10 protein-coding genes are annotated in these 10,992 nt (G+C 72.8%); 8 read left to right on the top strand and 2 right to left on the bottom strand.

What is annotated here, in order from left to right; genetic code table 11:
• Positions 1-676 precede the first annotated feature (676 nt).
• From AB0H87_RS11470 to AB0H87_RS11460, 3 genes are read left to right on the top strand one after another with little or no spacing between them, the layout of a single operon-like run.
• Entirely contained in the window at positions 677-2,212 is a 1,536-nt protein-coding gene (locus AB0H87_RS11470) for an AMP-binding protein (protein ID WP_360142855.1), read from the top strand.
• Positions 2,199-2,441, top strand: coding sequence for a glutaredoxin family protein (locus AB0H87_RS11465; protein ID WP_360142853.1), 243 nt, complete (start codon positions 2,199-2,201; stop codon positions 2,439-2,441). Before AB0H87_RS11470 ends, AB0H87_RS11465 begins: the two co-directional genes overlap by 14 nt.
• A gap of 10 nt (positions 2,442-2,451) precedes the next feature.
• Positions 2,452-3,099, top strand: coding sequence for an HAD hydrolase-like protein (locus tag AB0H87_RS11460; protein WP_360142851.1), 648 nt, complete (start codon positions 2,452-2,454; stop codon positions 3,097-3,099).
• On the opposite strand, the gene AB0H87_RS11455 is transcribed toward AB0H87_RS11460, so the two are convergent.
• Entirely contained in the window at positions 3,088-3,732 is a 645-nt protein-coding gene (locus AB0H87_RS11455) for a response regulator transcription factor (RefSeq protein ID WP_360142849.1), read from the bottom strand. The genes AB0H87_RS11460 and AB0H87_RS11455 overlap by 12 nt on opposite strands.
• Before the next feature lie 68 nt (positions 3,733-3,800).
• Entirely contained in the window at positions 3,801-5,099 is a 1,299-nt protein-coding gene (locus tag AB0H87_RS11450; protein WP_360142847.1) for a sensor domain-containing protein, read from the bottom strand.
• Between the two features lie 297 nt (positions 5,100-5,396).
• Here AB0H87_RS11450 and AB0H87_RS11445 point away from each other — a divergent pair, with 297 nt between their 5' ends.
• The 5 genes from AB0H87_RS11445 to hemB are packed head-to-tail and all read left to right on the top strand — an operon-like array spanning position 5,397 to position 10,942.
• On the top strand, positions 5,397-6,152 hold the full coding sequence (locus AB0H87_RS11445) for a redox-sensing transcriptional repressor Rex (protein ID WP_360142845.1): 756 nt from the start codon (positions 5,397-5,399) through the stop codon (positions 6,150-6,152).
• Positions 6,149-7,456 carry a glutamyl-tRNA reductase gene (locus AB0H87_RS11440; protein WP_360142843.1) on the top strand — a complete coding sequence of 436 codons (1,308 nt, stop codon included), beginning with the start codon at positions 6,149-6,151 and terminating at the stop codon, positions 7,454-7,456. Before AB0H87_RS11445 ends, AB0H87_RS11440 begins: the two co-directional genes overlap by 4 nt.
• Entirely contained in the window at positions 7,453-8,379 is a 927-nt protein-coding gene (gene hemC / locus AB0H87_RS11435) for a hydroxymethylbilane synthase (protein ID WP_360142841.1), read from the top strand. Before AB0H87_RS11440 ends, hemC begins: the two co-directional genes overlap by 4 nt.
• Entirely contained in the window at positions 8,376-9,956 is a 1,581-nt protein-coding gene (locus AB0H87_RS11430) for a uroporphyrinogen-III synthase (RefSeq protein ID WP_360142839.1), read from the top strand. The genes hemC and AB0H87_RS11430 overlap by 4 nt, the downstream gene beginning before the upstream one ends.
• On the top strand, positions 9,956-10,942 hold the full coding sequence (hemB, locus tag AB0H87_RS11425; RefSeq protein ID WP_360142837.1) for a porphobilinogen synthase: 987 nt from the start codon (positions 9,956-9,958) through the stop codon (positions 10,940-10,942). The genes AB0H87_RS11430 and hemB overlap by 1 nt, the downstream gene beginning before the upstream one ends.
• Positions 10,943-10,992: the final 50 nt, after the last annotated feature.

Below are 10,992 nucleotides of genomic sequence, written 5' to 3'. Positions count from 1 at the left end.
GGGGGGGGGGGGGGGGGGGGGGGGGGGGGGGGGCCGGGGCCCGCGGGCCCCCCCCCCCGGCCCCCCCCCCCCCCCCACGCCAGGTGGATCCGTCACCTCGGATGTCGAGGCTCCGCATCTCGTGGAGCGTCCGGCGCAGGGCCGACAGGCCCGCGTCGAGGGCGCGCCGGGCGTCGATCAGCTCGCGGCTGAGCAGGCCACCGGTGGCATAGCTGTAGGCCGTCACTTGCCGCCCTCCTGGCCGCGTGCACGCGGACATAGGTGCTTATGCAACGCATGTAAGGGCACAGCGGCCTCCTCGGGGATGAGGGGTGTGACTCACATACAAAAGGGGTGAGCCGACCCAAAGATAGTAGGGCCAACATCACCCCCGTGTGGGGAGTCCGTTACACAGAGCCGAAGTATTTCCCGATACCACCTGAACGTGTCGCACACCTTGTCCGCTGCGAACCTCTGCCACCTTTCCAAGCGACCGCCACCACCAGCGGAAAGCGCGCGACACGCCGAATCGCGACACGCCGATGTATGCCGGCGCCTCTAGCCGATCGGCGACACGCGGGTGCCTCGTCGGCTCGCGCGCGCAGTCCCGTCGGTGAGATCGCGACGGACACTCGCACGAGCACCGCGAGCGGTGTGCGTCGCCACGGCCGGCGCCACTGTGCCAGACTCGGCGACCGTGGTGGACCGCCGTTCCGACACACTTGCCGACCGGGTGGCGGCAGCCGCTGCCGCGACGCCCGACAAGCCCGCGCTGATCTGGCACGACGCGACCTTGAGCTGGCGTGAGCTCGACCGCCGCGTCGATGCCGCCGCAGCCGCGCTCAAGAGTCTCAACCTGTCAACCGGCGATCGGGTTGCGCTCGCGTTGCCCAACTCACCCAGGTACGCCGTGAGCTTCTTCGCGGTGCTGCGCGCGGGACTGGTCGCGGTGCCCGTGAACCCGGGATACACCGCCCGCGAAATGCGCCACGTGCTCGCCGACTCGGGCGCCTCGGTGCTGGTCGCGAGCCCCGACGTCGCCCGCCTCGTCGAGGGCGTACGAGCAGACCTGCCCGAGTTGGCGCGCGTACTCGAGAAACTGCCGGAAGACGGCGCGGCCGTGCCGCACGTCCCGGCCGGGACCGACGACCTGGCGGTGTTGCTCTACACCTCGGGCACCGAGGGCGAGCCGAAGGGCGCGATGCTCAGCCACCGCGCGCTGCTGGCCAACCACGCGCAGATCGACGCGATCACGCCGACGGTGATCGGCCCGGACGACGTCGTGCTGCTCGCGCTGCCGCTGTTCCACGCCTACGGGCTCAACTCCGGGCTCGGCGCGGTCGCCTACCACGGTGCGACCGGGGTGCTGATCGAGCGCTTCGACCCGGCCGACGCGGTCGCCGTGATCGCCCGGCACGGGGTGACCGGCCTGATCGGCGTCCCCTCGATGTACCAGGCCTGGTCGCTGCTGCCCGACCTCGGCGAGGCCCTGTCGTCGGTGCGGGTCGCGGTGAGCGGTGCGGCGCCGCTCGACCCCGAGACGGCCGCGCGGTTCACCCGAGCGACGTCACACGCGGTCTTCGTCGGGTACGGGCTGACCGAGACCGCGCCGGTGGTGACCTCGACCCTCACCAGTCCGGCGCCGAAGCCCGGTTCGATCGGCCGGCCGCTGCCCGGCGTCGAGGTGCGGCTGGTCGCGTCCGACGGCAGCGAGGTGTCGGACGTGTCCGATCTGGACGGTGACGAGTTCGACCTGGGGCTGGGAGCGCCCGAGACCGACCCGGGCGAGATCGTGGTGCGCGGTGCCAACCTGTTCGACGGCTACTGGCCGGACGGGCACGGCGGGCCGGACGCGGAGGGGTGGTGGGCCACCGGTGACATCGCCTACGCCGACGCCGACGGCGACCTGTTCCTGGTCGACCGCCGTGGCGAGCTGATCATCGTGAACGGGTTCAACGTCTACCCGCGCGAGGTGGAGCAGGTGCTGGAATCCCATCCCGGAGTGGCCGAGGCGGCGGTGATCGGGGTGCCGCATCCGTACACCGGCCAGTCCGTCAAGGCGTTCGTGGTGCGGTCACCGGGCACCGACGTCGACCCGGAGGAGCTGCTCCGGCACGCCGAGCAGAACCTCGCCCGGTTCAAGACGCCGACCGCGCTGGAGTTCGTGGCCGAGCTGCCGCACTCGGCGATCGGCAAGGTGCGCAAGGCCGAGCTGCGGGGTGACGATGCCTAGGGTGACGCTGCTGACGCGGGTCGACTGCCACCTGTGCGACGCCGCGCGGGAGGCGCTGGACCGGGTCACCGCGCGCACCGGGCAGGCGTGGACCGAGGTCGACGTCGCCACCGACATCGAGCTCGAACGGGACTACGGCGACCGGCTGCCGGTGGTGCTGCTGGACGGCAAGGAGCACGGCTACTGGCGGGTCGAGGAGGACCGGCTCGTGCGCGACCTGTCTGGGTAGAGTCGCTCGCGTGACGCGTACGCACCTGGTCTGGGACTGGAACGGCACCCTGCTGAACGACTTCGAGCTGGTCGTCGCCGCCACCAATCACGCGCTGGCGACGGTCGGCGGCGCCCCGGTGACCGGCGACCACCACCGGCGGCACTTCGTCCGCCCGGTCGCCGACTACTACGCGATGGTGCTCGGGCGGGCCGTCGACGCCGCGGAGTTCGACCAGCTCGACGCGATCTTCCACGACGCGTACCGGGCCGGGCTGACCACCTGCGCGCTGGCCGACGACGCCGTGACCGCGATGCGGTCCTGGGCCGGCACCCAGTCCCTGCTGTCCATGTGGTTCCACGAGGACCTCGTGCCCGCGGTGACCGCGTTCGGCCTCGACGGGCGGTTCCGCCGGGTCGACGGCGTGCAGGTCGCGCTCGGGGGCGACCGGGCGTTCAAGGCCGGCCACCTCGCGCGGCATCTCACGGAGCTCGGCGTCGACGGTGCGTCCGTCGTGCTGATCGGCGACTCGCTCGACGACGCCGACGCCGCCCGGTCCGTCGGTGCGGAGTGCGTGCTCTACACGGGCGGTTTCACCGACGAGGAGCGGCTGCGCGCCTCGGGGCACCCGGTCGCGGCCTCGCTGTCGGAAGCGGTCGCGCTCGCGCTAACCGCGTAGGTAGGCGAGGACCGCCAGCACCCGGCGGTGCTGTTCCTCGTCGGGCGGCAGCTGGAGCTTGGTGAAGATGTTGCGCACGTGCTTCTCCACGGCGCCGTCGCTGACCACCAGCTTGCGGGCGATCGCCGTGTTGGACATGCCCTCGGCCATCAGCCCGAGCACCTCGCGCTCGCGGGCGGTCAGCTCGCGCAGCGGGTCGTCGCGCCGGCGCCGCACGAGCAGCTGGGCGACCACCTCGGGGTCGAGCACCGTGCCGCCGCCGGCCACCCGGCCGAGCGCGTCGAGGAACTCCGTGATCGCCGCCACGCGGTCCTTGAGCAGGTAGCCCACCGCCCCGGCCCGGTCGGCCAGCAGGTCGTCGGCGTACGAGACCTCGACGTACTGCGAGAGCACCAGCACGGGGGTGCCGGGGACCTGGCGGCGTGCCTCGACCGCGGCCCGCAGGCCCTCGTCGGTGTGGGTGGGCGGCATCCGGACGTCGACGATCGAGACGTCGGGCTTCTCCCGGACGATCGCCTCCACCAGGCTCGGCCCGTCACCGACCGCGGCGACGACCTCATGGCCGTGCTCGGTCACCAGCCGGACCAGGCCTTCGCGGAGGAGCACGGCGTCGTCGGCGATCACAATGCGCACCGGTCCGAGCGTAGTGGAAGGGCCCCCGTCGGTTGAGGGCCCTTCAGCCGTCGATCACACCGACCCGCTCACACCGGCAGCGTGGCCTGGATCAGCGTCGGGCCGCCGGCCGGGCTGGTCACGGTCAGCTTGCCGCCGGCCGCGTGCACCCGGTCGGCCAGGCCGGCCAGGCCGTGGCCCTTGGAGACGTGCGCGCCGCCCTCGCCGTCGTCGGAGATCTCGACCCGCAGGTCCGCGCCCTCCCGGGAGACCGCGATCCGGCAGATCTGGGCCCGGCTGTGCTTGGCGACGTTCGTCAGGGACTCGGCGACCACGAAGTAGGCGGCGCTCTCGACGGCCGGGTCGAGCCGGCCGCCGGCGGTGCCGAGATCCGGGTCGATCGCGAGCTCGATCGGGATCACACCGCGCCCGGCCAGGGCCGCCAGCGCGCTCGGCAGGCCGCGGTCGACCAGGATCGGCGGCGCGATGCCGCGGGACAGCGAGCGCAGCTCGTCGAGGGTCTCCCGGGTCTGCGTGAGCGCCTCCTCGATCGTCCGGCGGGCCGCCTCCGGGTCGTTGTCGAACTGCTGCTGGGCGCGGCCGAGATCCATCGCGAGCCGGACCAGCCGCTGCTGCGGGCCGTCGTGGATGTCCCGCTCGAGCCGGCGCAGGGCGGTCGCCTCGGCCGAGACGGCGGCCCGGCGCTGCCCCTCCAGCGTGGTGATCTTGTTGCGCATCTCGGCGACGCCGGTGAGCATCCCCTTGCTGAAGTTGGCCTGGAGCAACGCCACGCCGCGCACCACGATCGGCAGGCTGAGCAGGAAGAACACCCCGATGGCGGTGTAGAGGAGGAGGCGCGGGCCGGTGCCGCTGCCGAGCCCGAGCAGCGTGTTGAGGTCGACCTCGTCGTCGCTGCGGGGGATCGCCCAGTCGTAGGTCCAGTAGGTGAGGCCGCCGATCGCGCCGGCCCACCACGTGATGGTGACCACGAACGAGAAGATCGACAGGACGAACTTCACGAGCGCGTGGAGGGCGTCGAGCCAGGACTGGCTGTCGCCGACGATCGCGAGGACCCGGCGGAACAGGCCCGCGTCCGGCTCGGCGCTGCGGTACTGCGGCCGCACGCGGGCCGTCCGGAGCACCGGGCCGATGGCCAGCCGCTCGAGGTCAGCGAAGAACCGCGCCAGGAGCAGCGCGCCGGCCATCACGGGCAGGCCGATGCCCGTGACGATCAGGCCGGCGCTGAGCACCAGGCCGACCAGGGCGGCGACGAAGCCGGCGATCGCCAGCGGAAAGCCCACGATCACGTACGCCGAGTCGGTGAGCAGTTGGCGGACTATGCCACGGTGGGCGGCGACCGCGGGGCTGGGAACGACGGCTGTTGTCATGCCATCGACGCTAGGCATCGGCCCTGCTTACCCCCATCCCGTCGGCTTGCCTCTTCAGGGTAGGGCTGTCCGTACCAAGGCCGGGAACCCGGAATCGGGGATTGGTGGTACAGGTCCCATTTACGCAATAATCGTGAGCAGGGATCGGCGGTTGTCGAGTGACCAAGATCGCGATTTGTGCACGAGTTCACAAGCGCTTAGGCTGTAACACCGACGAATCCCGTTAACACAGCCGGTTACCGCACTTCATCGCGGGGGTCCCGTTCGCGGGCACCGGACGAACGCACACGGAGTCGCATGAGCCAGCACCGCCCGACAGGCCCCAACGGACGGTCCGGCGGCGTGCCCGCCCTTCCGGACCTGCCCGAGGCGACGGTGGCCCGCCTGCCCGAATATCTTCGCGCGCTGCACAACCTCGCCGAATCGGGCAACGACACCGTCTCCAGCGAGGGGCTCGCCACGGCGGCCGGGGTGAACTCGGCGAAACTTCGCAAAGACCTCTCCCACCTCGGTTCGTACGGGACGCGTGGGGTGGGCTACGACGTCGCCCTGCTGATCGACCAGATCGAGTTCACCCTCGGGTTGACCCAGCGCCGCGCGGTCGCGCTGGTCGGCGTCGGTAACCTCGGTCACGCTCTGGCCGGTTACGCCGGTTTCGCCAGCCGTGGGTTTCGGATCGCGGCGTTGTTCGACGCCGACCAGAACCGCGTGGGTGAGCCGATCAACGGCCTCAACGTCCGACACATCTCCGAGCTGGCGGCGGTGGCCGCGGCCGAGTCGATCGCGATCGGCGTCATCGCCACACCCGCCGCGGCCGCGCAGGACGTCGCCGACGCACTGGTCGCGGCCGGCGTCACCAGCATCCTCAACTTCGCGCCATGCGTGCTTTCGGTGCCCGACGGGGTCGATGTCCGCAAGGTCGACCTGGCGGTCGAGCTGCAGATCCTCTCCTTCCACGAGCACCGCAAGTCGTCGCTGACCGCCCTGCCCGGCGGTCTGGCCAGCCCCAACGGGCTCGTAGCGACCGGGACGGAAGAGGCGGTGGGCACGTGAACCTGATCGTCGTAGGCGCTTCCTACAGGACCACGCCGGTGGCCATGCTCGAGCGGCTGGCCGTGCCCGCGCCGGACCTGACCGAGACCCTCGACCAGCTCGTCGCCCAGCCGTACGTCCGGGAAGCGGTGGTCCTCTCCACCTGCAACCGCGTCGAGATCTACGCGGCGGTCAGCGGCTTCCACGGCGGTCTCGGCGACATCTGCACCGTCCTCGGCGCGCGCGCCGGCCGGGCGCCGGCCGAGCTGGCCAACCACCTCTACGTGCACCACGACGCCGCCGCGGTCGAGCACGCGTTCCGGGTCGCCACCGGGCTCGACTCGATGGTTATCGGCGAGGCGCAGATCCTCGGCCAGCTTCGCGACGCCTACCACGCGGCCACCGAGGCTGACAGCGCCGGGCGCACCCTGCACGAGCTGATGCAGCAGGCGCTGCGGGTCGGCAAGCGGGCCCATGCCGAGACCGGCATCGACAAGGCCGGGCAGAGCGTGGTCACCGCGGCGCTCGACATCGCGGCCGCGCACTTCCCGGGCGGCCTCGCCGACCGGCCCGCCCTGGTGGTCGGCGCCGGCGCGATGGGCGCCCTCTCCGTCGCGACGCTGTCCCGCAGCGGGGTCGGCCCGGTCGCGGTGACCAACCGGGGCGCGGACCGCGCGATCCGGCTGGCCGCCGCGTACGGCGCCACCGCCGTGCCGATGGCCGACCTGCGCCGCACGCTGGCCGAGGTCGACCTGGTGATCGCCGCCACGGCGTCCACCGAGCCGGTGCTCACCCGCTCCACCGTCGAGACCGCGCTCCAGGGCCGGACCACTCCGCTGGTCCTGCTCGACCTGGCCGTGCCGCGCGATGTCGAGCCCGAGGTCGCCGGCCTGCCCGGCGTCGTCGTGGTCGACATCGACACGCTCGCCGCCGAGCTGCGCGCGGGCCAGCACGCCGCCGACGAGGTCGCGGTGGAAGGCATCGTCGAGTCCGAGGTCGAGACGTTCGTGGGCTGGCTGCGCGGCGCCGACGTGGCGCCGACCGTGGCGGCACTGCGCACCCGGGCCGACGAGGTCGTCGCCGCCGAGCTGGGCCGGCTGCGGCAGCGCCGTCCCGAGCTGAGCGAGGAGCAGCGGGCCGAGGTGGCGCACGCGGTGCACCGCGTCGTCCGCCGCCTGCTGCACTCGCCGACCGTCCGGGTGCGGCAGCTCGCCGCGGAGCCGGGCGGCGACCAGTACGCCACGCTGCTGCGGCAGCTCTTCGACCTCGAGGTCCCGCAGACCGCGCAGGTCGAGGACGTCCCACCGTTGGGAGAGCATTCGTGACGCCGCTACGCCTGGGCACCCGGGGGAGCAAGCTCGCGCTGGCCCAGTCCCGCCTGGTCGCCGACGCGGCGACCGCCGCCACCGGCCGGCCGGTCGAGCTGGTGGAGATCACCACCGCGGGCGACCGGTCCACCGCGCCGGTCGCGCAGCTCGGCGTCGGCGTGTTCGTCTCCGCGCTGCGCGACGCGCTGATGGAGCGTCGCATCGACTTCGCGGTGCACTCCTACAAGGACCTCCCGTCCGCGCAGCCGGGGGCGCTGCACATCGCCGCCGTCCCGCTGCGCGAGGACCCGCGCGACGCGCTGGTCGCCCGGGACGGGCTGACCCTCACCGAACTGCCCGACGGCGCGACCGTCGGCACCGGCGCGATGCGCCGGATCGCTCAGCTCAACGCGCTTCGGCTGCCCCTGCGGGTGACGCCGATCCGGGGGAACATCGACACCCGGGTCAGGCGGGTCACCGGGCCGGAAGCCGACCTTGACGCCGTCGTCCTCGCCCGGGCCGGACTGGTCCGGATCGGGCGGGCCGACGAGATCACCGAAACGCTCGACCCCATGCTGATGCTGCCCGCACCGGCACAGGGTGCGCTGGCGGTGGAGTGCCGCCACGCCGACCATGACCTGGTCGAAGAGCTCGGGGCGCTCGACGACGGACCCACCCGGGCCGCGGTCACCGCGGAACGGGCGTTGCTGGCCACGCTGGAGGCCGGGTGCAGTGCCCCGGTCGCCGCCTACGCGGAGATCGCGGAGGGCGAGGACGGTGACGAGATCTACCTGCGCGGTGCGGTGATCAGTGCGGATGGCGAGCGCGCCATCCGGCTGTCCCGCACCGGAACGCCAAGCGCCGCGGCGGAGATCGGCAAGGCACTCGCCGCCGAGCTCCTCGACCGTGGCGCCGATACCTTGTTTGGGAGCACAGAATGACCCGCACCCGTAAGCCCGCAGGCCACATCTCGTTCGTCGGGGCGGGACCCGGCGACCCGGGCCTGCTGACCCGCCGGGCGCACGACGCGTTGATCGAGGCCGACCAGGTCGTCTACGACCGCGGCGTGCCGGAGTCGCTGCTCGCGGCGATCCGGGCCGAGGCCAAGGAAGACGCGCAGTTCACGCCCGCCGAGGGCGCCTCCGGCGACGTGGCCAAGGTGCTGCTGTCCGCCGCGCGCTCCGGGCTCTCCGCCGTGCACCTCGTCGCCGGCGACCCGTTCGGACACGAGTCGGTGGTCAAGGAGGTGCAGGCCGTCGCCCGCACCGCCGTCCACTTCGAGGTCGTGCCCGGGGTCGGCCAGGCCGAGGGGGTCGCCACGTACGCGGGCGTTCCGCTCCCGGGCCTGCGCACCGCCGCCGACGTCGACGAGGTCTCGTCGCTGGACTTCGAGGCCCTGGCCACCGCGGTGGCCCGCGACTCCCTCGCCCTCGCGGTCGACGCCGGTGACCTGGCCGCCCTCCGCGACGGCCTGCTTGCCGCCGGCCTCGACGGCACCACGCCCGTCGGGGTGACCGGCGACGGCACCGGCGAGACCCAGTTCACCACCACGTCGACGGTCGACAGCTTCGTCGCGGCCGCCCTCGGCTTCACCGGCCGCGTGGTGCTCACCCTGGGCGCCGGCGTCGCGCACCGCGACAAGCTGAGCTGGTGGGAGAACCGCCCGCTGTACGGCTGGAAGGTCCTCGTGCCCCGCACCAAGGAGCAGGCCGGCGCGATGAGCGCCCGGCTGCGCGCCTACGGCGCGATCCCGTGCGAGGTCCCGACGATCGCGGTCGAGCCGCCCCGCACCCCGGCCCAGATGGAGCGGGCGGTCAAGGGCCTGGTCGACGGCCGGTACGCGTGGGTCCTCTTCACCTCGGTCAACGCGGTCCGCGCGGTCTGGGAGAAGTTCGGCGAGCACGGCCTGGACGCCCGCCACTTCGGCGGCGTGAAGATCGCCTGCATCGGCGAGGCCACCGCGGACGCGGTCCGCGCCTTCGGCATCCAGCCGGAACTCGTCCCCGCGGGCGAGCAGTCGTCGGAGGGCCTGCTGGCCGAGTTCTCGCCGCACGACGAGGTGCTCGACCCGGTGGGCCGCGTCCTGCTGCCGCGCGCCGACATCGCCACCGAGACGCTGGCCGCCGGGCTGACCGAGTTGGGCTGGGAGGTCGACGACGTGACCGCGTACCGGACGGTCCGCGCCGCGCCGCCGCCGGCCGAGATCCGCGACGCGATCAAGTCGGGTGGCTTCGACGCGGTGCTGTTCACGTCGTCCTCGACGGTGCGGAACCTGGTCGGCATCGCCGGCAAGCCGCACACCCGCACGGTGGTCGCCGTGATCGGGCCGAAGACCGCCGAGACCGCGACGGAGTTCGGCCTGCGGGTCGACGTCCAGCCCGCCCACGCCTCGGTGCCGGACCTGGTCGAGGCGCTCGCGTCGTACGCCGTCGAACTGCGCGAGAAGCTCGCCGCCATGCCGGCGAAGCAGCGGCGCGGCTCGAAGGTGCAGGGGCCGACCGCGCTGAGGTTCCGCTGATGCCGTCGTTCCCCACCGCCCGGCCACGCCGCCTGCGGGTCAACCCGGCGGTGCGTCGCCTGGTCGAGGAGACCAAGCTCGCGCCGAGTGAGCTGATCCTGCCGATGTTCGTGAAGGAGGGGCTCACCGAGCCTCGCCCGCTCGCGGCGATGCCCGGCGTCGTGCAGCACTCCCGCGATTCGCTGCGCAAGGCGGCGGCCGAGGCGGTCCGCGCGGGCGTAGGCGGCATCATGCTGTTCGGGGTGCCGATCGAGAAGGACCCGGAAGGCTCCGGCGGCCTGGACCCCGAGGGCATCCTCAACGTGGCGATCCGCGACGTGATCTCCGAGGTCGGCGACGCCACGGTGGTCATGGGCGACCTGTGCCTGGACGAGTTCACCTCGCACGGCCACTGCGGCGTCCTGGACGCGGACGGCCGGGTCGACAACGACGCGACCCTGGAGGCGTACGCGTCGATGGCGGTGGCCCAGGCCGACGCCGGCGCCCACATGGTCGGACCCTCGGGCATGATGGACGGCCAGGTGGGCGTGATCCGCCAGGCGCTGGACGCGGTCGGCCGACAGGACGTCGGAATCCTGGCCTACGCGGTGAAATACGCGTCGGCGTTCTACGGCCCGTTCCGCGAAGCGGTGGAAAGCTCGCTCGAGGGCGACCGCCGCACGTACCAGCAGGACCCGCCCAACTTCCGCGACGCCCTCCGCGAGGTGGCGCTGGACGTGGAGGAGGGCGCCGACATCGTCATGGTCAAGCCGGCCCTGACGAACCTGGACGTCATCCACGCGGTCCGCGGTCTGGTCGACATCCCGGTCGCGGCCTACCAGATCTCCGGCGAGTACGCGATGGTCGAGGCGGCCGCGGCGAACGGCTGGGTCGACCGCGAGCGCGCCCTGCTGGAAACGCTGACCTCCATCCGCCGCGCGGGTGCCCAGATCATCCTGACCTATTGGGCGGTCGAAGCCGCGGGCCTGCTCCGCGCGCGCTACTGACACACGACGAAAAGCGCCCCGGCCGCGAACGGCCGGGGCGCTTTCGTCGT

It is taken from the genome of Asanoa sp. NPDC050611, assembly GCF_040654855.1.
Lineage (GTDB): Bacteria > Actinomycetota > Actinomycetes > Mycobacteriales > Micromonosporaceae > Asanoa.
This window is presented reverse-complemented; position numbering and strand designations above follow the sequence as displayed.

Excerpts from the sequence above, each read along its gene's own strand:
- AB0H87_RS11450 (WP_360142847.1), bottom strand. The coding sequence starts at position 5,099 with ATGACAACAGCCGTCGTTCCCAGCCCCGCGGTCGCCGCCCACCGTGGC.
- AB0H87_RS11445 (WP_360142845.1), top strand. The coding sequence starts at position 5,397 with ATGAGCCAGCACCGCCCGACAGGCCCCAACGGACGGTCCGGCGGCGTG.
- AB0H87_RS11430 (WP_360142839.1), top strand. The coding sequence starts at position 8,376 with ATGACCCGCACCCGTAAGCCCGCAGGCCACATCTCGTTCGTCGGGGCG.
- hemB (WP_360142837.1), top strand. The coding sequence starts at position 9,956 with ATGCCGTCGTTCCCCACCGCCCGGCCACGCCGCCTGCGGGTCAACCCG.